Annotated in this window: 19 protein-coding genes and 1 pseudogene; 4 read left to right on the top strand and 16 right to left on the bottom strand. The window is 65.1% G+C overall.

The window, feature by feature from the left end; genetic code table 11:
- Positions 1-3 precede the first annotated feature (3 nt).
- The 8 genes and pseudogenes from ESB00_RS12685 to ESB00_RS12650 form a co-directional block, all read right to left on the bottom strand.
- Entirely contained in the window at positions 4-1737 is a 1734-nt protein-coding gene (locus ESB00_RS12685; protein WP_129048051.1) for a sulfite reductase subunit alpha, read from the bottom strand.
- A complete protein-coding gene (locus tag ESB00_RS12680) occupies positions 1734-3548 on the bottom strand; it encodes a NirA family protein (RefSeq protein WP_129048050.1) in 1815 nt (604 codons plus the stop codon). The genes ESB00_RS12685 and ESB00_RS12680 overlap by 4 nt, the downstream gene beginning before the upstream one ends.
- A gap of 140 nt (positions 3549-3688) precedes the next feature.
- Positions 3689-5233 carry an alginate export family protein gene (locus ESB00_RS12675; RefSeq protein WP_129048049.1) on the bottom strand — a complete coding sequence of 515 codons (1545 nt, stop codon included), beginning with the start codon at positions 5231-5233 and terminating at the stop codon, positions 3689-3691.
- A 29-nt stretch (positions 5234-5262) separates the two neighbouring features.
- Positions 5263-7053, bottom strand: a pseudogene (locus ESB00_RS20200) (ABC transporter ATP-binding protein).
- 44 nt (positions 7054-7097) lie between these two features.
- A complete protein-coding gene (gene ntrB / locus ESB00_RS12665) occupies positions 7098-7883 on the bottom strand; it encodes a nitrate ABC transporter permease (RefSeq protein WP_129048048.1) in 786 nt (261 codons plus the stop codon).
- Positions 7880-8140: a hypothetical protein gene (locus ESB00_RS12660; RefSeq protein ID WP_129048047.1), complete on the bottom strand. Its 261-nt coding sequence runs from the start codon at positions 8138-8140 to the stop codon at positions 7880-7882. The genes ntrB and ESB00_RS12660 overlap by 4 nt, the downstream gene beginning before the upstream one ends.
- Before the next feature lie 14 nt (positions 8141-8154).
- Complete coding sequence (locus ESB00_RS12655) at positions 8155-9453, bottom strand: CmpA/NrtA family ABC transporter substrate-binding protein (protein WP_129048046.1); 1299 nt, start codon at positions 9451-9453, stop codon at positions 8155-8157.
- Positions 9404-10498, bottom strand: a complete 1095-nt coding sequence (locus tag ESB00_RS12650) for a CmpA/NrtA family ABC transporter substrate-binding protein (RefSeq protein ID WP_129048045.1) — start codon at positions 10496-10498, stop codon at positions 9404-9406. Before ESB00_RS12650 ends, ESB00_RS12655 begins: the two co-directional genes overlap by 50 nt.
- A 112-nt stretch (positions 10499-10610) precedes the next feature.
- Here ESB00_RS12650 and ESB00_RS12645 point away from each other — a divergent pair, with 112 nt between their 5' ends.
- Positions 10611-11540, top strand: a complete 930-nt coding sequence (locus ESB00_RS12645; protein ID WP_129048044.1) for a LysR family transcriptional regulator — start codon at positions 10611-10613, stop codon at positions 11538-11540.
- A 150-nt stretch (positions 11541-11690) separates the two neighbouring features.
- Here the strand turns inward: ESB00_RS12645 and ESB00_RS12640 are convergent, their stop codons facing one another.
- Complete coding sequence (locus ESB00_RS12640; protein ID WP_129048043.1) at positions 11691-12212, bottom strand: peptidylprolyl isomerase; 522 nt, start codon at positions 12210-12212, stop codon at positions 11691-11693.
- Between the two features lie 214 nt (positions 12213-12426).
- On the opposite strand from ESB00_RS12640, the gene ESB00_RS12635 reads away from it, so the two are divergent.
- Complete coding sequence (locus ESB00_RS12635) at positions 12427-13512, top strand: methyl-accepting chemotaxis protein (protein WP_218938741.1); 1086 nt, start codon at positions 12427-12429, stop codon at positions 13510-13512.
- Between the two features lie 47 nt (positions 13513-13559).
- On the opposite strand, the gene ESB00_RS12630 is transcribed toward ESB00_RS12635, so the two are convergent.
- From ESB00_RS12630 to ESB00_RS12600, 7 genes are all read right to left on the bottom strand, one after another.
- A complete protein-coding gene (locus ESB00_RS12630; protein WP_129048041.1) occupies positions 13560-14627 on the bottom strand; it encodes a M42 family metallopeptidase in 1068 nt (355 codons plus the stop codon).
- Between the two features lie 52 nt (positions 14628-14679).
- Positions 14680-14946 carry a hypothetical protein gene (locus tag ESB00_RS12625; RefSeq protein WP_129048040.1) on the bottom strand — a complete coding sequence of 89 codons (267 nt, stop codon included), beginning with the start codon at positions 14944-14946 and terminating at the stop codon, positions 14680-14682.
- A 139-nt stretch (positions 14947-15085) separates the two neighbouring features.
- Entirely contained in the window at positions 15086-15637 is a 552-nt protein-coding gene (locus ESB00_RS12620; RefSeq protein ID WP_129048039.1) for a hypothetical protein, read from the bottom strand.
- Positions 15634-16077 carry a hypothetical protein gene (locus ESB00_RS12615; RefSeq protein WP_129048038.1) on the bottom strand — a complete coding sequence of 148 codons (444 nt, stop codon included), beginning with the start codon at positions 16075-16077 and terminating at the stop codon, positions 15634-15636. The genes ESB00_RS12620 and ESB00_RS12615 overlap by 4 nt, the downstream gene beginning before the upstream one ends.
- A gap of 163 nt (positions 16078-16240) precedes the next feature.
- Positions 16241-16765: a DUF5069 domain-containing protein gene (locus ESB00_RS12610; RefSeq protein WP_129048037.1), complete on the bottom strand. Its 525-nt coding sequence runs from the start codon at positions 16763-16765 to the stop codon at positions 16241-16243.
- A gap of 138 nt (positions 16766-16903) precedes the next feature.
- Positions 16904-17584 (bottom strand): VPDSG-CTERM sorting domain-containing protein, encoded by a 681-nt coding sequence (locus ESB00_RS12605; protein WP_164976186.1) that lies wholly within the window; start codon positions 17582-17584, stop codon positions 16904-16906.
- A gap of 265 nt (positions 17585-17849) precedes the next feature.
- Positions 17850-20078, bottom strand: coding sequence for a ribonuclease R family protein (locus ESB00_RS12600; RefSeq protein ID WP_129048035.1), 2229 nt, complete (start codon positions 20076-20078; stop codon positions 17850-17852).
- A gap of 133 nt (positions 20079-20211) precedes the next feature.
- On the opposite strand from ESB00_RS12600, the gene ESB00_RS12595 reads away from it, so the two are divergent.
- Positions 20212-21723 (top strand): glycogen synthase, encoded by a 1512-nt coding sequence (locus ESB00_RS12595; RefSeq protein ID WP_129048034.1) that lies wholly within the window; start codon positions 20212-20214, stop codon positions 21721-21723.
- A 159-nt stretch (positions 21724-21882) separates the two neighbouring features.
- Positions 21883-23337, top strand: a complete 1455-nt coding sequence (locus ESB00_RS12590) for a cryptochrome/photolyase family protein (RefSeq protein ID WP_129048033.1) — start codon at positions 21883-21885, stop codon at positions 23335-23337.
- Positions 23338-23519 lie beyond the last annotated feature (182 nt).

The raw sequence follows: 23519 nt of genomic DNA, 5'->3' as shown, positions 1-23519 counted from the left end.
CGATCAATACACGTCGCGGGCGTAGCGCTTGGCGGCCTTGAGGGCGTTCACGTAGGCGGCGGCCTGCTCGGGGGATTTGCCCCCGGCCTTCTCGATCACCTGGTGGAGGGCGAGGTCCACATCCTTCGCCATGCGCGAGGCGTCGCCGCAGACATAGAAGTGCGCGCCGGCTTCGAGCCAGGTCCAGAGCTCGGCGGCGTTTTCCAGCATGCGGGTCTGGACGTAGATCTTCTCCGCCTGGTCGCGGGAGAACGCGAGGTCGAGCCGGTGCAACACGCCGGAGGTCTGCATGGCGGTGAGTTCGTTGCGGTAGAGGAAGTCGCTCGCGGCCTTTTGGTCGCCGAAAAACAGCCAGTTCTTGCCGCGTGCGCCGGAAGCACGACGTTCCTCGAGGAAGGCGCGGAACGGGGCGATGCCGGTGCCGGGGCCAACCATGATCATGGGCACGTTGCCGTCGGCAGGCGGACGGAAGGCCTTGTTGGCGTGGACGAACACGCCGACCTTGCCGGCGGCAAGACCGCGCTCGGCGAGGAAGGTGGAACAGACGCCCTTGCGGGAGCGCCCGTCCTTGTCGTAGCGCACGGCGCCGACGGTGAGATGGACCTGGCCGGGGTGGGCCTTGGGCGAGGAGGAGATCGAGTAGAGGCGCGGCTGGAGCTTCTTCAGCTTGGCGACAAAATCAGCGGGTGAAGGCTTCGTCGGCGCGGCGAGCAGCACGTCGATGACGTGGTGGAAAGTTGCAGGCGGGTTCGTTGAGCCCGGACCGGGGGCAGCGACCCCGGCTACAGCCGGAGCGACCATTGCCAGCAGTTCGGGCGAGGGTTTGCCGAGGTCGAAGCACTCGGTGAGGGCGCGGCGCAGCGGGAGTTCGCCGGCGGGGGTGGGCACGGCTTCCTCGCCGTCGCAGCCAAGGGTGGCTAGAACGTCGTTCACCAGCGCCGGGCAGTTCTGTGGCACGACTCCGAGGGCGTCACCCGCTTCATACACGAGACCGGAGCCTTCGAGCGAGAACTCGACGTGGTTGACCTCTTTGGCGGAGCCGGGGCCGTTGAGGTTGCGGACGGCAAGGACGGAGGCGGGGAAGGGCTTCTTCTTGGAGTAGCCTTCCTCGGATGAGTCAGTTGGCTTCGCTTCGGCTGGCGCGGTGGCAGGGGCAGTGCCACCGGCGAGCGAGGCGAGCGCGGCGTCGAGCCACTTCGTGAACGGGCCGTCGTAATCGAGATCACAGTCGGTGCGCGGCGTGGTGCGGGTGGCGCCGAGTTTTTCGAGCCAGGCGTCGAGGTCTTTGCCGCACTGACAGAACTGGGCGTAGTTGGTATCGCCCAGCGCGCAGACGGAGAAACGGACGGCCGTGAGCGGTGTGCCGGCGGCTTCCTTCAGGGCGGTGTGCAGGGCCTTCGCGTTGTCGGGCGGCTCCCCGTCGCCGTAGGTGCTGGTGATGACCAGCAGGTTCTTCTCGTGGGCGAGCTTCGCGAGATCGGTCTGCGCCATGTCGAGCACGGTGGGCGCGAAGCCGCGCTTGCCGGCCTCCTTGGCGACCTTCTTGGCGAGGCCCTCGGCGGTACCGGTCTGGGAACCGAAGAGGATCGTCAGCGGGGCGAGCGCCTGGGCCGGGGTGGCGGCAGCAGGAGCGCCGACCGAGCGGGAGAAGACGCCGGCGAGAAAGCCGTTGAGCCAGGCGCGTTGCTCCGGTGAGAAGGGGGCGTTGTCCGGAATGAGCGGAACGGGTGCGTTCATGAGGAGAGCATTTCTTGGATTTCCTTAACGCTGTGGCGGCGGGTCCACTGCACGAAGGTTTCGCCGGCGGTGCACCGGCTGCGGTAGGTGACGAGAACCTTCTCGATGAGGGCGGGCATCTCGTCGGCGGCGACGCCGCGAAAGATTTCGCGGGCGATGCCCTGTTCCTGGTCCATGCCACCGCCAAGGACGACGTGGTAGCCCTCGCGACCGTCGGTGAGCTTGGTGGCGATGGCGCCAATGTCGCCGCAGTAGTGCTGGGCGCACGAATGATTGCAGCCGGTGAAGTGGATGTTGACGGCCTGGTCGAGGAAGGGATCACGCTTGCGCAGGTGCGCCATGGTCGCCCGGGCGTGGCCCTTGGTGTCGGCGGCGGCGTATTTGCAGCCCTTGCTGCCCGTGCAGGCGATGACGCAGCCGGCGGAGGTGTGGGCCTCGGTGAAGAAGCCCAGTGAGTTGGCGGCGCGGGCCAGAGTCGCGGCGAAAGCGTCGGAGACGTTTGGGATGATGAGGCTCTGCCAGACCGTGAGGCGGATTTCGCCGGTGCCGTAATGATCGGCGAGGTCGGCGAGACGGCGCATCTGCTTCGCGTTCATGCGGCCGACGGGCACGCCGATGCCGACGTAGTTTAGGCCCGCCTGGCTCTGCTTGAAGACTCCGAGGTGGCCGTGCTTCAGCACCGGCTTGCGCGGCTCGGCGCAGCCGCGGGGCGCGTAAACCAGCGGGAAGGCGAGCTTCTTCTGGGTTTCCTCGAGGAACTTCGGGAAGCCGCCCCACTTCTCGAGCAGATACTTGAGGCGGGCTTTCTTGCGGTCGGTGCGGTCGCCGTGTTCGCGGAAGACGCGGACCATCGCCGCGGCGACGGGCACGAGTTCGGACGGCTTGAGGAGGAGTCCGGTGTCGCGGGCGAAATCCTTGTGGCCGGTGATGCCGCCGACCTCGCAGCGGAAGTAAATCCCAGGGGATAGGGTCTGGGGTCCGGGCGCTGGGGTCTGGGCCAGAGTCTGCTCGGTCACCCGGACGGCGAAGAAGCCGATGTCGTTGGTGTCAACCGCGGCGGAGATGGAGCCGCCCGAGTCGAAGGCGATGTTGAACTTGCGCGGCAGGCCGTAGAGGTCGCGGTGGTTGAGGATGTAGTGGTGTAGGCCGTGCGCGTAGGGGCGGACGTCGATCAGCTCGTCGCGGTCAAAGCCGCTCGTCGGGGTGGCGGTGACGTTGCGGATGTTGTCGGCACCGGAGCCGCGGGCGGTGAGGCCGAGTTCCTGCACGCGGGTGAGCGCGCGCACGATCGAGCGCGGCTTCATCTCACGCATCTGGAGATTGGCGCGCGTGGTGATGTCGGCGCCGCCGTTGCCGATTTCGTCCACCAGGCCGGCGATCCCGCGGAGCTGGTGGGAGCTGATTTCGCCGGCCGGGATGCGCAGGCGCATCATGAAGCTGTCCTGCGCCGGGGCGACGTAGAAGAGGCCGTGAAACTTGAAGCGAAAGGTGTCGGCCTCGTCGGGAAACTTGTCGGCGTTCGCGTGGGCGACCAGTTTTTCCCAGACATCGAGGCCGTTCTGCTCGTGTTTCCAGCGCTCGGGCTTGGAGAGGTCGCCGAGCGGGGTGCCGAACACGTTTTCCTCCGAGGGCGCCGCGAGGTTGCCGGTGACGGCGGCACCGGGCGCTCCCGTGAGCTGGCCGGCGGCGTTGGTGCCGACGTAGGCATACTGGCCGCTGGCGATCACGCCGGCCATGAAGCCCTGCAGGTATTCCTTCTGGTCGTTGGAAAAGCTGCCGGGATTCGTGGTTTCTGGAGGTGACAAAGCCATGCCAGAAATTAGCACGGGAGGTGCCATCGCCCGGACCCTGACCAATTAACCCGATAAAAAGAATTCTTGGCTGGCATGAATTTCATTCACGCATGAAAAAGCCGCCGGTTTCCCGGCGGCTTCGTGTAAGCCTTACGAAATCAGAGATTAAGCGTGAGCTGCAGGTAGAAGTAATTCGCGTCCTTGGAGCCGGCGGTCTTGAGCGACTGCTTGATGTAGTCGCCGCGGAAGTAGCGCGAAACGGCGGCCTCGACCTGGGCGTAGGGCTTGAAGGTCCAGGCGGCGATCAGGTCGACCTCGGTGCCGAGATTTTTGCTGTAGTCCGGGTTGATGCGGTAACCGCCACCGCTGCCGACGGCGGCGCCGGCAAAATTGCGGGGCACGCCGGCGACGTTATACCAGAAGTCGGAGGTGCGGGCCAGTTGCTGGAAGTGGATCTCCGCGGCGAGACTGATGTTGCTGCGCGGTTTGGCCGAGAGCACGAGGCGCAGGTCATGGATGTTCTGCAGACTGCTCAGATCCATGTAGCCATAGTGCAGGTGGGTCGTCGCAAACAGATTCTGGAAGGTCTGGCTGGAAAGGTCGGCGGAGCTCTTGTCACCGGAGGCGTAGCTGTAGAGCACGCCGATGCGCGGCTGCCAGGAGTGTTCGGTCCAGGTGTAGCCGCCCTGGAGCACCGTGGCCCAGGCGTCCTGATCGAGATTCGGGGCGGCGAGCGCGGCGGCGACGGTGGCGGCGGGGGCGACGGCGGTGCGGTCGCCGAACTGGTGCATCAGCTCGATGCCGTAGTCCCAGTTGCCGTAGGCGAGCGGCTTGGAGCGGATGCGGAGGGCGGCCGTGTAGAGGTTTTGGTCACCCGGGAAACGGAAGGGCGCGGGAATGCCCGACCAGCTGTCGGTGGCGATGCCGCGGGCGACGTAGCGGTTGTAGAGGTAGGCCTCGACGATCTCGTTCTTGGCGACCGTGGGAAAGTTGAAGTAGAGGCCGGAGAACACGTCCTGCGAGTTGGCCTGGTTGAAGTTGTTGTGGTCGTTATAGACGAGGCCACCGGTGAAGGCGTCCACCCCGAAGAACTTGTTCTGCCAGCGGACCTTCACGGCATCGAAGGTGCGGGCGTTATTGTTCCAGCGCAGGTGGCCGAGCAGGCGCTGGTCGCCATACACGAGCTCCTGGCGCCCGATCTTCAGCGAGAGGGGAAACTCCTTGTGGTTGCCGATGAAAACGTAGGCCTGGTGCAGGTCGATCGGGCCGTCGCGCTCGGCGAGGCCCTGGCCGGCGCCGGTGGGCACGAAGCGCTCGTCGCCGTAGGTGTAGCTGGAGCGGCCCTCGACGAGGAAGTTCCACCATTTGGAGGTGTAGCCAACGCGCGGCATCACGCGCAGCAGGTGGTAAGCATTGTTGTTGTCGTCCTGCGGACGCAGGGAGAAGTCCCAGTTCGAGCCGGCGTCTGTGAAACCGGCGTCATCCTTGGCCTCGAAGCGGTAGCGGACGTTGACGGCGATGTCCCATGCGCTGGCATAGACGTTGTCGGAGCGGAGCTGCTCGTTGACGAAGCCGGGGAACGGACGCGCGGGCGGCGGCGGCGTGTATTGGGCGCGGAGCGTCGGGAGGACGACGCTCGCGAGAGCCAGAAGCGCGATGAGGCGCTTCGCGAATCGCGGACAGGAGGGAACGGAGGAGTTCATGGTGCGGTGGGTCAGAGGACGGAAACGAATCAGGCGGGTGTGAGGGCGCTGATCAGGCGCTGGAAATTGGAACGGTTGGCCGGCTTGCCGCCGGCGGGAGGCGGCGGAGTGGCCGAGGAGGAGTGGGGCGCGGGACGGTGGTGCGAGCGCTCGTTGAGGAAGCCGATGAGCTCCTCGCGCAGGCGGTAATACTCGGGGTCTTCGAGCAGCTGCTTGCGGTTGCGCGGGCGGGGGAACTTCACCTCGAGGATCTCGCCGACGGTGGCGGCGGGACCGCTGGTCATCATGACGACGCGGTCGGAGAGGAAGATGGCCTCGTCCACGTCGTGGGTGACCATGAGGGCGGTCTTGCGGTCCTTCTGCCAGAGGTCGATGAGCACCTGCTGGAGTTCGACGCGCGTGAGCGAGTCGAGCATGCCGAAGGGCTCGTCGAGCAGGAGCATCTTGGGCGAGAGCGCGAAGGCGCGGGCGATGCCGCAGCGCTGGCGCATGCCCTGCGAGAGCTCGGCGGGCTTCTTGTGCATCGCGTCACCCAGGCCGACGACGGTGAGGTAATACTCGACGATCTGGCGGCGCTCCTCCGCCGAGGCAGTGTAATAGACCTGGTTCACGCCAAGCATCACGTTCTCGAAGGCGGTGAGCCATGGCAGCAGGCACGGGGCCTGGAAGACCACGCCGCGGTCGGGGCCGGCGCCGGTGACTTCCTTACCGGCGAGGATGATGCCGCCGTTGGTCACGTCGGTGAGACCCGCGAGCATGGAGAGGACGGTCGATTTGCCGCAGCCCGAGTGGCCTATGAGGGTGATGAACTCGCCCTTGCGGATCTTGAGGTCGAAGTTCTCGACGATGACGGCCGGACCCTTGGGGGTTTCGTAAACTTTGCCGAGCTGGGAGATTTCGATGAAAGAGGACATGGCGTGGCGGGCTCAGGAGTTGAGGGAGACTTCCTCTTCCTTCATCTCGCTAGGGCGGAGCGGACGGCGGTTGACGCGCGGGAGGTCGAGGTTCTCGGGGAGGATGTCGGGCAGGATGAGCTTCTGCTTGATGGTGGCCTTGCGGCGTTCGCCGTAGCCGAGGAGTTCGTTGGTGATGAGGGCGCGGAGGCGCTTGAACTCCGGGTCGTGGTTGAGGGACTTGCGGTCGCGCGGACGGGCGAGGTTGACCTGGAAGGAAGGCCCGAGCGTCGCGCCCGGCCCGAGGGTGAGCGGGATGATGCGGTCGGCGAGGAGCAGGGCCTCGTCCACGTCGTTGGTGATGAGGACGACGGTCTTCTTGTCCTTTTCCCAGATGCGCTCGAACTCGTCCTGCAGCGTGGCGCGGGTGAGGGCGTCGAGGGCGGAGAGCGGTTCGTCGAGGAGCAGGATCTGCGGGTCCATCGCGAGGGCACGGGCGACGGACACGCGTTGGCGCATGCCGCCGGAGAGTTCGCGCGGGAACTTGTCGCGCGCCGGGGTGAGGTTGACGGTGGCGATGGCGGTGGTGACGAGCTGCGCGCGTTTCTCGGCCGAGTGGTTCGGGAAGACCTGGTCCACGGCGAGGGCGATGTTTTCAAACACGGTGAGCCAGGGCAGCAGCGAGTAGTTCTGGAACACGATGCCGCGGTCGGGACCGGGCGCGGTGATCTCGAGGTCGTTGAGCTTGACGGTGCCGGAGTTGGGCCGGATGAGACCGGCGATGAGCGAGATGAGCGTGGTCTTGCCGGAGCCGGAGTAGCCGACGATGGCGACGAATTCGCCCTTGTTGATGCTGAGGTTGACGTCGCTCAGCACCGGCGGCCCACCGAAGGCCTTGGTGACGCCACTAAGTTCGAGAAAAGCCATGGGAGGAGTGTAGGTTGGACGGGGAAGGAGCGCCTTGACCTGGATCAAACGGACTTGAAGCGCCTTTCCAGCAGGCTCATCAGGCGGTCGAGGATGAAGCCGACGAAGCCGATGGTGATGATCGAGAGGATGATGTGCTCGTAGATGAGCGCGTTGTATTCCTGCCAGAGGAAGCCGCCGGCGCCGGGGCGGCCGGTGAGCATCTCGGCGGCGACGATGGCGAGCCACGCGATGCCGAGGGAGAGGCGGAAGCCCGTGAACATGTAGGGCAGCGTCGCCGGGATGAGGATCTTGGTGAGCGTCTTGAAGCGCGAGAGCTTCAGGACTTTGCCGACGTTGAGGAAGTCCTGCGGCACGGCGCGGACGCCGACGGCGGTGTTGAGCACGGTCGGCCACATCGCGCAGACGGCGATGGTGAAGAGCGCGCCGTAGGTGCCGGCCTCCTTGCCGGCGTTCATGAAGAGCACGAGACCGAGCGGCAGCCACGCGAGCGGCGAGACCGGGCGCAGAATCTGGATGATCGGATCCATGATCTTCGTGAAGGTCTTGGACAGGCCGAGGCAGAAGCCGAGGGGCGTGCCGACGATCAGCGCGATGGCGTAGCCCTGCGCGACAAGGATCAGCGAATACCACGTGAAGCGCAGGATGCCCTGGTCCATCTCGCCGCGCTTGGCGAAGGGCTCGAGCACATAGTCGCGGCTCGCGATCCACGTTTGGGTGGGCGAGGGCAGGTTGGTCGCCCAGGTGCGGCTGGAGAAGGACCAGAGCGCGAGCACGGCGGCGAAGCCGATGAGCGGGAGCACGAGCCAGTCGAATTTGAAGGATTTCATGGTGCGGAGCGGGAGAGGTTCTCGGCGTGGGTGGCCGCGGCGGAGGCGAAGGCGATGCCGAAGGAGAGGAGCGGGGAGAGGATGGATTTGAGGATGACGCCGGTGGTGATGTGGCCGCTGAGCCAGTGATCGCCCTGGTTGAGCGAGACCTGGATGAGCCCGACCACGAGCCCGAGCCGGGCGGCGCGGACCCAGACCGCCGGGAGGCGGCAGGCCTGCCAGAACGCCGGACGCGGGCTCGTGGGGGTGCTGCTCATGACACGAAGCGGGTTCAGCCCTTGAGGTTCTTGACCGCGGCGCTCGTGGCGTAGGCTTCCGGGTTGGCCGGGTCGAAGGGAATGCCGTCGAAGAGCGTCTCGGGCGAGTTATCGAGGCCGCCGTGGGCGTAGCCGATCTCCTTCATGGCCTCCTCGTAGAGGTCGGTGCGCATGACGCGCTTGGCGACGCCCTCGTAGTCGGGCGTGCCGGTGACCATGCCCCAGCGGCGGTATTGCGAGAGGAACCACTTGGCGAACTTCGGCTGCGGGTAGTTGCAGTTGCGCCGGCTGAAGTGCATGGGGAACTCGTCCTGCACGGTGCGGCCGTCGCCGTAGTCGAGTTTGCCCTGGAGGCGGCCGAGTATGATCTCCTTCTGGCAGTTGATATAGGTGGGCTTGGAAACGATGTCACACTGCTCGGGACGGTTGCCCATCTCGTCGAGCCAGACGCTGGCCTCGTGCAGGGCCTTGAGGACGGCCTTCACGGTCTTCGGGTTCTTCTCGGTGAACTCCTCGGTGAAGGCGCAGACCTTTTCCGGGTGGTCCTTCCACAGATCCTGCGTGGTGATCGAGGTGAAGCCGATGCCGTCGGCGATGGCGCGTGCGTTCCAAGGTTCGCCGACGCAGAAGCCGTCCATCTTGCCGATCTTCATGTTGGCGACCATCTGCGGGGGCGGGATGGTGATGAGTGAGACGTCCTTGTCGGGATTGATGCCGCCCGCGGCAAGGTAGTAGCGCATCCACATGGCATGGGTGCCCGGCGGGAAGGTCTGGGCGAACGTGAGCGGTTCGCCGAGCTTGGCGGCCTGGTCGGCGAAGGGCTTGATGGCCTTCGGATCGGCGCCGACCTTGCCCTTCCATTCGGCCTTGAGGGTGATGGCCTGGCCGTTGCGGTTGAGCAGCCACGGGATGACCATCGGCTTCTTGGGCGAGCCGGCGAGGCCCATGGTCGAGGCGAGCGGCATGCCGATGAGCATGTGCGTGGCCTGGATGGAGCCGGTGGAGAGGTTGTCGCGGATGGCGGCCCAGTTGGCGCCCTTCGTGACCTTGGAGTTGATGCCGTATTTTTTGAAGAAGCCCTTCTCGTGTGCGATGACGATGGGCGAGCAGTCGGTCAGCGCGATCATGCCGAAGTTGAGGTCGGGCGTCTCCGGGGCGTCGGAGGCGGAGCCGGCGGTGGACGCCCAGCTCTTGGAGCCGAGCGCGGCGAAGAGGGCGGCGGCGCCGGTGAGCTTGGCGCTGCCGGCGAGGAACTGACGGCGGTTAAGCGGAGACGAACGCTCCGCCGGGGAGCTTGAGTTGCTGGTGTGCATGAGGGTCGAGGTTGGCGGTGGCTTCGCGATAAAGGTCTTCGCGAAAAAGTCGGTGGGGCAGGCTGGCGTTGAGCAGCGAGCGCGGGATGAGGCCGGAGGTGACCAGCTCGTTCTGGAGCGTGGCGGCGCGATCGGTGGTCGGGGCGTTGGCCTTGCCCCGGTGAAAAACCAGGAAGTCCGGCACGGATTCGGTGACGCCGGTGCCGGTGGCAAAGCGGCCGAGCAGGGCGGGTTCGATGGCGGTGGCGGAAAGGTTCAGGTAGGCGGGGGCCGAGAGCATCTGCGCGAGGGCCGGGCGGTTGGCCGGTTCATCGCACCAAGCGGCGGCCTCGGTGAGCGCGGCCACGAGCGCGGCGTGTTCGGCGGCGCGGCGCTCGACGAAGACGCTGCGCACCATGAGAACCTTCTCGACGTGGCCGGGGGCCAGCGCCGCGCTCCACGCGGGGCACCAGCCCTGGTTCTGCTGGACGGCGAGGGTGTTCCACGGCTCGCCCGCGCAGTAGCCGTCGAGGGTGCCGGCGACGAGGTTGCGGAACATCTGGGCCGGCGGCACGACCGCGATGCGCACGTCGCGCTCCGGATCGAGCCGGGCGTCGCGCAGCCACTGGCGCAGCAGCACGTGGTGCATCGAATGCGGAAACACGATGCCGAACATCAGCTTGTTCTCGCCGCGGCGGCGGAGGGCGTCCTCGCGGAGAGTGGCCGCGTCGCGCACGCCGGCCTCCCAGAGACGGACGGACAAAGTGAGCGCGTTGCCATGCAAATTGAAGAGGAAGGCCGTGCAGACATCGGCTGGAGCGCTGCCGAGACCGAGCTTGGTGGACCAGAGCATCGGGGCGGGGGCATGGGCGGCGTCGAGTTCGCCATAGGCGATCTTGTCGCGGATCGTGGCCCAGCCGACCTCACGGCAGAGTTCGACCGTCAGCCCACGACGCGAAAAACAGCCCAATTCCTGGGCCGCGATGAGCGGGGCGGCATCCGTCAGGGCCAGAAAGCCTAGGCGCAGAGGGCGCGGGTTGAAAGACGGAGGATTGGCAATCTGCATGCCTCCGTATCAGCGCGTGACATGCCAGCCGTGCCAGTTGGCCCGATTACTGCTCAGCAAAGAATTCATGGGTGGCATGAACTCCGTTCATTCCCGCCCCAAAGTCCCAAGCATGAAGAACAACGTATTCGACACGCGGCAGCTGCTGGCCTTTTCCACCCTGGCGAGGCTGGGCAGCTTTACGCGTGCTGCGCAGGAGCTCTATTTGACGCAAGGTGCTGTCAGTCACGCCATCAAGGCGTTGGAGGAGCAGGCCGGTTGCCGGCTCTTTGAGCGTGCCGGCCGGCGCGTGGCGCTCACGCAGTCGGGCGAACAGTTTCTGCGCCACGTGGACAAGATCATGGCCGAGATGAAAACCGCGCGCCGGGGGCTGGACGAGCTGACGCGCTGGGGCCACGGTCGCCTGCGTCTCGGGGCGAGCACCACCGCGTGCCAGTATATTTTACCGACGGTGCTGCGTGAATTTAAGCAGAGCTTTCCCAAGTGCGTGATCTCGATCGATCCCGGCGACCACGGGCGGCAAGTGGACCAACTGCTCGGCGGCAGCATCGATCTTGCCATCATGCTCGAGCCCGAGGGCATGAAGGAACTGGCCTTCGTGCCGCTGTTTGAGGACGAGATGCGCTTTCTCGTTTCGCCCGGCCACCCCTGGGCGCGCGAGGGCCGCGTGCTGCGCGAGGGATTTGAGGACGAGACGCTGATCGTCTATAATCATACGAGTTACACGTTCCGGCTCGTGAAGGAGTATTTCCGCACGGAAGAGCTGCCGCTCACGAACATCCTCGAACTCGGCAGCATGGAGGCGATCAAGGAACTGGTGAAGATCGGGCTCGGCGTCGGCGTGCTCGCGCCGTGGGTGGCGCGCCATGAACTGGAGTCCGGCGCGCTCGTCTCGTTGCCGCTTGGCCGGAAAAAACTGCGCCGCAAATGGGGCGTCGGCTACCTGCGCGGCCGCCGCCTCTCGCTGGGCGAGGAAACGTTCGTCGGCCTTTGCCAGAGCGTAACCGCGGAAATCGCGGGCCGGTCTGTGGCGGTGGCGTAGGGCGAGTCTTCGACTGGCCTCCGGGAAGGGTGCCGTGAGGCCAAGGGTCCCTGTGCGTCCAAACCGGACGGCGGAGACCGGCCCTCCTGCCCAACAAAAAGCCCGCGCCGGTTGAGCGCGGGCTGGAATGCAAAAATGCAGTGGCCGCAATTAAGTCTGCGGCACGATCTTCACGCTCTTCAGCTCGACGCGCTCGATGGGTGTGCTCTTTTCGCCGCCGCCGCCGTTCTTGGTCGGGACGTTCGCGATGCGCTCGAGGACGTCGTCGCCGGCGCTCAGCTGGCCGAAGGCCGTATATTGGCGGTCGAGGAACTTCGCGTCGCCGTGGCAGATGAAGAACTGCGAACCGGCGGAGTCGGGGTGGGCCGAGCGGGCCATCGAGATGACGCCGCGCACGTGCGACTTGGCGTTGAACTCGGCCTTGATCTTGTAGCCAGGGCTGCCAGTGCCGGGCATGCCGGACTCGCCGACCTTGGTGTTGGGGCAGCCGCCCTGGATCATGAAATCCTTGATGATGCGGTGAAACGCCGTGCCATCGTAAAAGCCTTCGCGGGCGAGTTTCTTGAAATTTTCCACGGTCTTCGGGGCCACATCGGGCCAGAACGTGATCGTCATGTCACCGTAGCTGGTGGTCAGCACGGCGACTTCGGCTTGAGGAGGGATGGTGCTCATGAATCCGCCAACAAGCCCGGCCCCGGAGCGCCTCGCAAGAACAAACCTGCGCGCGTCGGCACGACGCGGTCAGGCTTGAGCGGAAAAAGCCGGGATATTTTTGCCGGGAGCGAAGCGCTTGCACGCTATCTGCTTGCGGGAGCGTGCCATGGCCAAGCCAACGACCAGCACCGCAACGCCGATTCTCAACGCCGCGCCGCCATCATCCGGCCGCATGAACGCGCAGCCGCGCCGGATGCCCGTCAGCGCACCGGGAGCGGAATCCGATCGGCCGCCGCAGCAGATCGAACGCATGGCGCTGTCTGCTGTGCGCCTGGCCGCCTTGGGGCCGCAACTCGCCGGCCTCGCGGGTCGCATGGAGGAGCAGGCCGACGCGCAGGCCCGGCAGGCTGAGCGGATCGCCAGCGCGACGCGGGAGCTGACCGAGCGGCTCGGTGCGGTGGTGGGACGTTTGCAGACGGCCACGGGCAATGTGCACGAGGTGATGGGCGAGATCGCCCGCATCGCGGACCAGACGCGCATCCTTTCCATCAACGCCAGCATCGAGGCCGCCCGCGCCGGTGAGCATGGGCGCGCCTTCAACGTCGTGGCCCGCGAAGTGCAGCAGCTGGCCGACCAGACCCGCGGCTCCACGCAGCTGATTGAGGAGCGGGTGCAGGCGATTCGGGGAAGTGCGAGCGAGGTGGCGGCCTCGGTCACCTCAGGCGAAGAAGCCGGACCAATCGTAACCGTGCAGTCGGTCAACACCCAGGTGCAGGTGATGGCGGGCACGGCCGAGAAACAGCGCGACGGCGCCAAGTCGCTGCGCTCGCTCGGCGACGCGGCGAACCGGCTGACCGAGGAACTTCTGCTGGCCGTCGGCACCTTCCGGCTGACCGCCCACCGTCGAGCCGCGCAGGAAATTCGCGCCCTGTTGCCGCGGCTCGCGCCGGTATTTCACGATTTAGGACATTTGGAGCAGACATTGGTTCTCTGGCTGGAGGGGCATGCGGAGTTCGAACTGCTCTATGCGACCGACACGGCCGGACGCCAGGTCAGCGGCAACTTCGGCTGGAAGGATCAACGGGTTGAAGCGAATGGCTCGGCCCGGGGCAAAAACTGGCGCGACCGACCGTGGTTCACGGACGCACTGCATCGGCCGGACGAGGTCGCGATCTCCGATATTTACCGCTCCGCGGCGACCGGTGACTATTGCTTCACCGTCTCGGTCGTCGTGCGTGACGCCAAGGGTCTGACCCTTGGCGTGCTCGGGGCCGATGTGAATTTCCAGAAACTGCTCGCGGGCGAAGGATGCAGTTGATGGGGCGGTGTGGCCGCGCGGGGCACGGCGACACCGGGCGCGCGTCCTTACCAGTTGAAGCTTTCGCCCTTGCCGAGCGACTTGGCGAAGGCGGCGAAAAGCTTAACGCAGTCCTCGACGTCCTGCAGATCCACGACCTCGCTCGGCGTGTGCATGTAGCGGAGCGGGATGGATACCAGGCCGCAGGCCACGCCGCCGCGGGCCATTTGGATGGCGCGGGCGTCGGTGCCGGTGGGTCGGGGGTCGGCTTCGAGCTGGTAGGGAATCTTGAGCTTCTTGGCGACGGCGACGAGGCGGTCGAAGACCTTCGGGTTGATGTTCGGACCGCGGCAGATGATGGGGCCGCCGCCCAGCTTGGTCTCGCCAAACTTGCGCTGGTCGCAGTCGGGGTGGTCGGTCGCATGGCCGACATCCACGATCAGGGCGACATGCGGGTCCACGGCAAAGGCCGAGGTCTGGGCGCCGCGGGTGCCGATCTCTTCCTGGGTGGTGGCGACGGAAACGAGGCGGGCATTGAGCTTGGCCTTCTCCTTGGCGAGGCGCACGAGGGCCTCGCCGACGATGTAGGCGCCGACCTTGTTGTCGAAGGCGCGGGCCGTGCCGATGCTGCCGTTGATCAGCTCAAACTCGTGGTCGTAGGTGGCGACATCACCGATGGCGATGCGGGTGAGGGCCTCGGCCTTGGTCTTCGCACCGATGTCGATCCAGATCTCGTGGATTTCGGGGACCTTCTTGCGGTCGGACTCGTCCATCAGGTGGATGGCGCGTTTCCCGGTGACGCCCTTCACGAGGCCGTTGGCGGTCTGGATGATCACGCGGCGGCCGGAGATGATGCTGCGGTCGTGGCCACCGATGGTGTCGAAGTAGAGGTAGCCGTCCTTGTTGACGTAGGTGATGATGAGGCCGAGCTCGTCCATGTGCCCGGCGAGCATGAGGGTGGGGGCACCCTTGGCGTTGAGCGTGGCGATGCGGTTGCCGAGCGCGTCGTCGGCGTAGGCATCGGCGTGCGGCTTCACATGCGCGTCGAAGACGGCCTGAGCCTGCGCCTCGGCGCCGGAGGGGGACTTGGCGCGCAGCAGTTCGGTGAGGAAGACGGGAGCTTTGTAGTCGGACATGCGCCTGATATGACACGCCCGCCGTGCGCGGTGCAAGTCTGCGCCGGATATGTTAGCGCTTATGATCCGCCTCGTCCTCACCCCAGCGCCAGCGCGGGGTTTCCCCCTTGGCGTAGCAGATGCCGGTGAGAATAGCGGCCAGCACGAGCACGTAGCCGATGTAGGCGGGGACGCTTCGCGGGGCGATGAAGATGCCGCCCAAGGTCATCGCGCCCAGGAAGCCGAAGGTCACCACCCAGCCCTGCCAGCGAGTGGGGACGCCCCAGCCCCAACCGTACGTTTTCGCGGGAAACCAAGCTTGGTCTTTGGGTAGAGACATGGGAACGGATATAGCAGCTCATTGCGGAAGCAATGCGCTCTCCTTCTCCGAGAGCACACTCACCTCATAGCTCGTGCTGACGCGCACGGTGCCGTTTGGAGTGGTGAGTTCCATGACGAGCTGACCCGGATAGATTTCGTTATCGGCCAGCAAGCGGCAGACTTCGAGCTGGGTGAAGGGGGGGCAGCTGGCGTGGCGCCATGGCTTTCCGGTAGGCGTTCAGCGTGTCGTAAACGAGAAGGCGCTTTTTCAGGTCCCCGTTGAGCGTCAAAGGTGCGGAGGCGATATAGTTCAGAAACCTTGATTTCAGGGTTACGCCGTCGCCTGACTTGCTCACCACAAAATCCGGGGTGAGGAGCGACTGCACAAAGGCGCGTTGGTCGGGGTCGGTCACGCGGGCCAGGGAGGATTCGGCGCCGGCCTTGGTGTTGCCGGCCCAGGCGCGGGCTTCCGCGAGGGTGATCCGTTTCCCGGTTGCTGTGTCGGTCCACGCGGGGGCGGACAGATCAAAAATGGCCAGCGGCGCGTTGGAGATTTCCGGTCCGAACTCAAGGACCCGGTCTCCGTCGAATACGACGTTGGCCACGAGCTGGCGGCCAGAGGGATCGGAAACGCTGATCGTGAGCTTGGTGGTCTCGGCCCGTGCAACCCACCCAACCAGCGCGATCAACAGGAGGCAGAGGGTTTTCATGGATTCTCGAGTTGTTTGCGGATTTCAGGAGCCAAAGCATCGAGCGCCCCAGCGCAGGCGCGAACCAGATCCTCGCCGCCGGCCTCGGCCTGCACCACCCACACTTCCCTGTCATCATGAGACACGGCACTGACGCCCTTCACTTTTTTCAGGGCTGCCGTGATATCGGCATCGAGACAGGAGGCGAGGGGGTCGCGTCGGACGAACTCCGCGGCGTTGATGAAAATCTGCCAGTTCCACTTGGCGGCCTTCAACCGGGCGGCGTTGACCCCAAGGACGTCCGGTTCTGCCGTCACGCGTTCCCATTCCTCGGCAACCTCGCTGTCCTCGGGCGTAATTTTTCTGACCTCAACGGGCGCGGGTTTGTCCTTGGCCAGCAAGGGCACGGCAATGGCGGCGACAACCACCAGCACGACTACGATCCAGAACATGGCTTTCATGGGATGATGAAGTTATAGCCGGGCGAACTGCCCGGCCTTGGTTGGTGGCCCGTGCGCTGAAAGAGCAGCATTGTCCTCGACGCGGCAATGCCGGATTTGCGTGTCGCGCCACGGGGAAACGCAAAAGGCGGGGTTCGGAGACACCGCCCTACAGACAGGAGCGTTACTTCGAGATGCGCTTCGCCACCCAGTCGATCGTGGCTTCGTCGTTGTCGCCATTGCGCCAGACGAGGCTCAGGAACTCGGCGGGATGGATGTCGTGCGTGCGCAAAAAATTCCGGTCGCCGCCGCAGGAATACATCAGGCTGGAGGGCAGTTCGCCGCGTAGTTTGGCCTTGGTCTTGGGGATGAGGCGCGGGAGCCACTCGATGCCGCGCACGGCATCGGTCTTGGCGGGCATTTTCGCGACGTCGATGACGTGGGAGGAAGGTTTGCCGCCCTGCACGTTCAGGAAGTAGTCGCGGCGGACGGTCTCTATGGCGAGGGCGCGGTCGTAGCCGGGTTCCCCGTAGTTGGTGTGGTCCTCAGCGTAGTCGAACATGTTCTGGACCGTGATGCCGTTGGCGGCGAGGAAGGCCTTTTCGGCGGCGGTGAAGTAGGACGCCTGGTCAGAGTTGCCCGCAGCGTAGAGCTTGGCGGCCTTGTCGTAGAGGGTGCGGAATTGGTCGGCGAAGTCGTAATGTTTCATGATGGCGGGAGAGACGCCAGAAAAGGCGCAGCCGCTGCAAAAGCAAACCGGATGGTATTCCCCGCAAGTCAGCGCACTCGACCAAACAAAAACCGGCAGCACGCGAAGTGCTGCCGGTTGGATATATTCGTACTAAAGTCAGCGCAGCTTGCGGCGCAGACCGATCAGGGTGGCCAGACCGCCGAGGATCATCAACGCGGTGGCGCCCGAGTCCGGCACCTGGTGTTCCTGCACACGGATCATCAGGACCATATCGTTATAGTCCTTGTCGGAGCTGGCATAGGGCAGATCCTCCCAGGCGAGCAGGTAGCTGCTCTGGTCCCAGAGTACTCCGCCGACGGTGGTTACTCCGCCAAAAGGGCCTTGATAGGAAGCCAGCTGGTCGTAGCCGCCGATGGGCCCGTTCAGGTTGGGATCGGAATAGAAATATTTGCCCTTGTATTCGAGGTAAAAGCCGAACGCGCCCGTGGGAACCGTGAGCAAGGCGCTGGCGCCCGAACCAGCGGCGCCGTTGAAAATCTGCGTGTGCGTGATACCGCTCTGGCCGGTTTGGAAAATGCCGAAGGTGTTCAGCGGCGCGTGGCCGGCGACTTCCAGCAGCATCACGGCGTTGTCGCCGGAGGACAGAATGCTGTGCCAATACTCGTCGCCCGCCATCTGGTCGGCGTTGACGTCGAGACCGACGCCCCAAGCCGCGAAGTAGTGGTTGAGGTTCTTGTTCGCTCCATCCCAACTGCCGCTGGTGAGTATGGTGGCGGCGGACAGAGAGGTACCTGTAGCAAGGGCTAATGCGAGGCTCAGGAGTTTGAAGTTTTTCATCTTAGTTCTATTGTAGCAACCCATAGGCCAGAGTTAATGCATCGAAATTGCGAATTTGTTATTAGCTGATAATAAATTGCATGTGAATAATCTATTTACGAAGCTCACGTTTCATACGCATAATCAAGTCCCTTGGGTGTAAAAGTATCCGACGATTTAAATGCGGTAGCCGACACAATAAAATTTGGCCCGAAACTTCCAGGCCAGGTTTGACCGAAATTCTGCACATGCCGACGAAACCCTTGCAAAAGCAGATCCCGCTCACTCAAGGCACGGTGAAGTCGATGAGGCGCTTCTGGCGGTCCACTTTCATCACGACGACCTCGATCGGGTGACCGAGCTCGAACTTGCGCTTGGACTTGCGGCCGATGAACGCGGTGCCGGGGCCGTTGAGCACATAGAAATCATCGCGCAACGAGGAGATGGGCACCATGCCGAAGGCACCGGCGTCGGGCACCTCGATGAAGAAGCCGTGGTTGCGGACGTCGGTGATGATGGCCTTGAAGACGGTCTTCTTCTTCCGCTCCGTCTCGCGGTCGAAATACTCCATCAGCTTCACCTTCTGCGAATCGCGCTCGGCCTCGGTGCTGTTGATTTCGGTGAGGCTGAGGTGCTCGGCGAGCTGGTCTGTGTGCGCGGCGCGGTAGCCGGGCTGCTTCGCGAGCCAGGCGGCGAGCACGCGATGGACGACGAGATCGGCGTAGCGGCGGATCGGCGAGGTGAAGTGGGTGTAGTCCTTCTTGTTGAGGCCGAAGTGGCCGTCGTGGCTCGGCCGGTAGCAGGCCTTGCGCATGGACCGGAGCACCTGGGTGCGGAGGACGTAGCCCTGCGGGTGGTTCTTCAAAACGCCGAGCAGACGCACCAGCTCGTCGCGCTCGGTGAGATCGCTGACCTTGATGCTGAAGGTGGCGAGAAACTGCCGGAGTTCGGCGAGGCGCGCCTCGTCGGGGTCGTCGTGGACGCGGTAGAGCGAGGGCAGGCGCTGCGTGCGCGTGAGTTTGGCGACGGCCTCGTTGGCGAGGAGCATGAACTCCTCGATCAGTTGGTGGCTCTCGTCATTCTCGATGCGCTCGATGCGGTCGGCGTAGCCCTCGGCATCCACAAAGATTTTGTTCTCGGGCATGTCGAGGTCGAGCGAACCGCCGGCCATGCGCTCGCGGCGGAGTTTGGCGGCGATGCTCCAGAGCTGGCGCACCCATTTCTGGAGCTCGGTCAGCTCCTCGAACGACAGGCTGTTCAGCGCCCGGCCGGTCGAGCCGGTCTGGTGCGCGGCGGGGAGGGGCAGCCGGCGGATGGCGTCGTGGCTGTCCTCGAACATCAGCGCGTAGGCCTGTTTGTAAGTGAGACGCTTGCGGCTGCAGATGACGGTGTTGGCGAACTCGGTGTGCTTGAGCGCGCCGTGGCGGTTGAACGTGAAGATCGCGGCCTTGGTCAGCCGGTCCTGCGCCTCGACGAGGGAGCAGAGGCCGTTGGAAAGTTTCTCCGGCAGCATGGGCACGACGGTGCCGACCAGGTAGGTGGAGTTGCCGCGGCGCTGGGCCTCGCGGTCGAGCGCGGTGCCGGGCTTCACGTAGTGGCTCACGTCGGCGATATGGACGCCGACGCGGATGTCGCCGTGGTCGAGATACTCGATGGAGAGCGCGTCGTCGAAGTCCTTGGCGTCATCCGGGTCGATCGTGAACGTCGGGATGTCACGGAAATCCTGCCGCCCGACGAGGTCGGCGGGCTTGACCTCCGGAGGGATGGCGGCGGCCTCGCGCTGGACGGGGTCGGGGAATGAGGTCGCGAGGTTGTATTTGTGGTAGATGGCGGCGAGTTCGGCGCGCGGTTCGAAGGCGCGGCCGAGGCGCTGCGTGATCGTGCCGTCGGGGTTGAGGTGGCGCTCCTTCCACTCATTGAGCTGCACGACGACCTTGTCGCCGACCATCGCGGGCGGCTTCACGTTCTGGCCGGGGCGCGTCGGGTCGGGCACGATGATGTCGTGCGGGATGCGCGGGTCGTCGGGCGTGACGTAGAAATAGGTGCGGCCACGGTGCAGCGTGCCGGTGACGGTGGCGGCGCCGCGTTCGAGGATCTCGATGACGCGGCCGGCCTGCTCGCCGGGTTTCAGGAAAAACGGGAAATCGCGCTCCCGCGGCGAACGCAGCCGCACAACGACCTTGTCGCCCTGGAGGGCGGTGCCGGTGTCGGCCGCATCGATGTAGATCGCGGCCTCACGGTTTTCGGTGGCGCGGCGCTCGGGCGTGACCATGGCCGAACCCTTCTGGCGAAAATTGATCGTGCCGGTAACAAGATCGGCCTCCTGCGGGATGCAGAGGCGGTTGCCCTTGATCAGCGCGAGCCGGCCCGCGCGCACCAGCTGACCGACTTCGGCGAGGAAGGGCCGACGCTGCTTGGTGTTCAGGCGCCACTCCTTGGCGATGGCCTCGGCGGAAGTCGGGACGTAGTTCTTGCGGGAAAGATGGGCGAACAAGCGTTCGGAGAAATTTTTCATGGGGACGGGACCACGTGACCGGCTGGATGGATCGCCACACCCCGCTGCGCGGGGCTCGCGATGACGGATCGGGAGCAGGATATTGTCGGGATTTTCTGGTCGCAACGTGCGCATGGGGTTGTAGGGTTGCAACATGCGAATTGCCCATGCAGCCAGCGAAGTCTTCCCGTACCTGAAAACCGGCGGCTTGGCGGACATGGTGGCGGCGCTGGGCGGCACGCTGGTGGATCGCGGTCACGAGGTCGCCGTGTTCATGCCCGGCTACCGCTCGGTGTTTGACGGACCGCACGCGAAGGGTGCGGAGCTCACGCACCGCCTGAAGATCGAGATGGGCGACGCGTTTCTTGCCGGCGACGTTTATACCCTCAAGCCGCGTGCCGGGCTTACGCTGCATCTGATTTGCCGTGAGGAATACTTTGACCGCCGGTTGCCCTACTGGACGGGCGAGCGCGATTACGACGACAACGACGCCCGCTTCATCTTTTTCCAGAAGGCCGTGGCGGAACTGCTGCGTCTGACCGACTTCAAGGCCGACATCGTCCACTGCCACGACTGGCAGGCGGGCCTGCTGCCGCTGTTCCTGCGTTACGCCGAACAGCGCTACGGCGTCACGCTCGCGCTCAAGACCGTCTTCACGATCCACAACATCGCCTACCAGGGCATCTTCCCGAGAAAATCCTTTCCGCTGACCAACCTGCCCGACGAGCTCATGGGCATCGACGGCCTCGAGTATTACGACCAGATGTGCATGATGAAGGGCGGCATCGTCTTCGCCGACCTCGTCACCACCGTAAGCCCGCGCTACGCGCAGGAGATCCAGACGCCAGAGTTCGGCAACGGCATGGACGGTATCATCGGCACACGCGTCGCGGATCTACACGGCCTGATCAATGGCATCGATACGGCCGTTTGGAACCCCGCAACCGACGCCAGCCTGCCCGCCCGATTCAGCGTCGAAAATATGGCCGGCAAGGCGCTTTGCCGGGAAAAACTTTTGCAGGAATTTGGCTGGGCGCCGAAGCCGCCCTCGCGTCGCCGCACCGGCAACACGAACCCGCCGATGCCCGTGGCCGGCGCGGCCAACGGCGGCTTTACCGGGCCGGTCTTCGGCATGGTCTGCCGCTTCACGCCGAGCAAGGGCCTCGACCTGCTGCTCGGCGCGGAGGATTTTTTCGCCAAGGAAAACTGCCGCTTGGTGATGCTGGGCGGCGGCGAGAAAAAATATGAGGAGGCCCTCCGCGCGCTGGCCGCGCGGCATCCCGACAAGATTGGCGTGTGCGTGAAGCACGACGAAGCCATGAGCCACCTGGTCGAGGCGGGCTCCGACTTTTTCCTGATGCCGTCGCTCTTCGAGCCCTGTGGCCTGAACCAGATGTATAGCCAGGCCTACGGGACCGTGCCGCTGGTCTCGCGCGTCGGCGGGCTGGTGGACACAGTGGTGGACATCGACGTCGAACCGGCCGCCGGCACCGGCATCATGTTTCCCCCCACGCAGGAGGCCTTCAACTCCGGCCTGCGCCGTGCGCTCGTGCTCTACGCCGACAAGGCGAAATACGCCGAGGTCCAGCGCCGCGCCATGCGCCGGGATTTCTCGTGGAAGACGGCGGTCGCCGCCTACGAGGAACTCTACGCGAACGCGCTGTGAGGGGGCGGGACGGGCTTCGCACCGACCGTCCAAGGCTTCCTGGGAGGACCCGTGTTTCGGCGGGCCGGCTCGCAAGGTCGCGAGCTCTCCGGCGTTGGCCATAGACCGCCGCAACAACTTTGGCGCATCCGCAACGCCTGCTCATGCGTTTAATCATCAATGGCATCGGTTTCATCTCGCCCCACCATCGTCTGGTTCCGGCAGGACCTGCGCCTGCAGGACAACCCGGCGCTTGCGGCGGCGGTGGCGCGAAGCGGGGCGGTGGTGCCGGTGTTTATCCTCGATGACGCCGCGGAGGGGCGCTGGCCGCTGGGCGGGGCGGCCCGCTGGTGGCTGCATCACTCGCTTGCGGCGCTCGACGAATCGCTGCGCGAGCGCGGCTCGCGGCTCGTGCTCGCACGCGGGGAGAGCGGGACGGTGCTGCGCGAGTTGATCAAGACGACCGGCGCCGACGCGGTTTACTGGAGCCGCCGCTACGAGCCCGCCGTCATCGCGCGCGACAAGGACCTCAAGACCGGGCTCGGCGTGGAGGCGAAGAGCTTCAACGCCGCGCTGCTGTTCGAGCCTCACACCGTGCAGACCAAGGCCGGCGGGCCTTTTCAGGTGTTCACGCCGTTCTGGAAACACTGCCTCTCGCTCAAGGTCGAGGAACCGGTGCGCCTGTCGCTGCGCACGCTGCCTGCACCGGAGACGTGGCCGCGCTCGCTCGTTTTGCCGGAACTGGCGCTGTTGCCCAAGATCGCCTGGGACGCGGGTTTTACCAAGGTCTGGGAGCCCGGCGAGGCTGGCGCGCAGAAGCGGCTTAAGCAGTTTATCGCGTCGGCGATGGAAGACTACGGCGAGCAGCGCAACCGGCCCGACGTGGACGGCACTTCGGCGCTGTCGCCGTATCTGCATTTCGGCGACCTGGGGCCGCGTCAGGTGTGGGCGGCGGTGAAGGCTTCCGCAAAAGGCAGCGGGATTTTTCCGCCGAGCCGCGGCGCGCAGGTGTTTCTCAGCGAAGTGGGCTGGCGCGAATTCGCGCATCACCTGCTGTTCCACTTCCCGCACACGCCCGAGGCTCCCTTGCGCACGGAGTTCGGCGCCTTCCCCTGGCGGACCGATTCGAAGCAGCTGCGGGCCTGGCAAAAGGGGCAGACCGGCTATCCGATCGTGGACGCCGGCATGCGGCAGCTCTGGATGACCGGCTGGATGCACAATCGCGTGCGCATGATCGTGGCGTCGTTCCTCGTGAAGCACCTGCGGATTTCATGGCAGGCCGGCGCGGACTGGTTCTGGGACACGCTCGTGGACGCCGACCTCGCGAGCAACACGCTCGGCTGGCAGTGGACGGCGGGCTGCGGCGCCGATGCCGCGCCGTATTTCCGGATCTTCAACCCGATGTTGCAGGGTGCAAAGTTCGATCCGGACGGCGCCTACGTGCGGCGCTGGGTGCCGGAACTGGCAAAACTGCCGGCGGAGTTCATCCATTGCCCGTGGGAAGCGCCCTTGCACGCGCTAGCCGCAGCCGGGGTGGTGTTGGGGCGCGATTACCCTCAGCCAATTGTCGATCACGGAGCAGCCAGAGCGGCGGCGCTGGATGCCCTCAAGTCGCTCAAGCAGACCAGTCCGTAAAAATTCTCGGGATTAGGTGGTTTCGAGTTTGGTTGGAGGTGGGGCCATCAGCCCTGCATTTGGAGTGGTGCGAGGCTCTCATGTCGCAGGACTGATCGTCCTGCCTCCGTCGGTGAAATGTCCGGGGCTTGCGCCGGTGATTACGGACTCAATTTCTTGATTGGCGCACATTAGCGCAGATT

Source organism: Oleiharenicola lentus, assembly GCF_004118375.1.
Classification (GTDB): domain Bacteria; phylum Verrucomicrobiota; class Verrucomicrobiia; order Opitutales; family Opitutaceae; genus Lacunisphaera; species Lacunisphaera lenta.
The sequence above is the reverse complement of the archived record's forward strand: the minus strand, read 5'-3'. Positions and strand labels throughout refer to the sequence as shown.

Excerpts from the sequence above, each read along its gene's own strand:
- ESB00_RS12655 (WP_129048046.1), bottom strand. The coding sequence starts at position 9,453 with ATGCACACCAGCAACTCAAGCTCCCCGGCGGAGCGTTCGTCTCCGCTT.
- ESB00_RS12675 (WP_129048049.1), bottom strand. The coding sequence starts at position 5,233 with ATGAACTCCTCCGTTCCCTCCTGTCCGCGATTCGCGAAGCGCCTCATC.
- ESB00_RS12610 (WP_129048037.1), bottom strand. The coding sequence starts at position 16,765 with ATGAAACATTACGACTTCGCCGACCAATTCCGCACCCTCTACGACAAG.
- ESB00_RS12680 (WP_129048050.1), bottom strand. The coding sequence starts at position 3,548 with ATGGCTTTGTCACCTCCAGAAACCACGAATCCCGGCAGCTTTTCCAAC.
- ESB00_RS12630 (WP_129048041.1), bottom strand. The coding sequence starts at position 14,627 with ATGTCCGACTACAAAGCTCCCGTCTTCCTCACCGAACTGCTGCGCGCC.
- ESB00_RS12685 (WP_129048051.1), bottom strand. The coding sequence starts at position 1,737 with ATGAACGCACCCGTTCCGCTCATTCCGGACAACGCCCCCTTCTCACCG.
- ESB00_RS12660 (WP_129048047.1), bottom strand. The coding sequence starts at position 8,140 with ATGAGCAGCACCCCCACGAGCCCGCGTCCGGCGTTCTGGCAGGCCTGC.
- ESB00_RS12590 (WP_129048033.1), top strand. The coding sequence starts at position 21,883 with ATGGCATCGGTTTCATCTCGCCCCACCATCGTCTGGTTCCGGCAGGAC.
- ntrB (WP_129048048.1), bottom strand. The coding sequence starts at position 7,883 with ATGAAATCCTTCAAATTCGACTGGCTCGTGCTCCCGCTCATCGGCTTC.
- ESB00_RS12640 (WP_129048043.1), bottom strand. The coding sequence starts at position 12,212 with ATGAGCACCATCCCTCCTCAAGCCGAAGTCGCCGTGCTGACCACCAGC.
- ESB00_RS12595 (WP_129048034.1), top strand. The coding sequence starts at position 20,212 with ATGCGAATTGCCCATGCAGCCAGCGAAGTCTTCCCGTACCTGAAAACC.
- ESB00_RS12650 (WP_129048045.1), bottom strand. The coding sequence starts at position 10,498 with ATGCAGATTGCCAATCCTCCGTCTTTCAACCCGCGCCCTCTGCGCCTA.
- ESB00_RS12635 (WP_218938741.1), top strand. The coding sequence starts at position 12,427 with ATGAACGCGCAGCCGCGCCGGATGCCCGTCAGCGCACCGGGAGCGGAA.
- ESB00_RS12620 (WP_129048039.1), bottom strand. The coding sequence starts at position 15,637 with ATGAAAACCCTCTGCCTCCTGTTGATCGCGCTGGTTGGGTGGGTTGCA.
- ESB00_RS12615 (WP_129048038.1), bottom strand. The coding sequence starts at position 16,077 with ATGAAAGCCATGTTCTGGATCGTAGTCGTGCTGGTGGTTGTCGCCGCC.
- ESB00_RS12625 (WP_129048040.1), bottom strand. The coding sequence starts at position 14,946 with ATGTCTCTACCCAAAGACCAAGCTTGGTTTCCCGCGAAAACGTACGGT.
- ESB00_RS12600 (WP_129048035.1), bottom strand. The coding sequence starts at position 20,078 with ATGAAAAATTTCTCCGAACGCTTGTTCGCCCATCTTTCCCGCAAGAAC.
- ESB00_RS12605 (WP_164976186.1), bottom strand. The coding sequence starts at position 17,584 with ATGAAAAACTTCAAACTCCTGAGCCTCGCATTAGCCCTTGCTACAGGT.
- ESB00_RS12645 (WP_129048044.1), top strand. The coding sequence starts at position 10,611 with ATGAAGAACAACGTATTCGACACGCGGCAGCTGCTGGCCTTTTCCACC.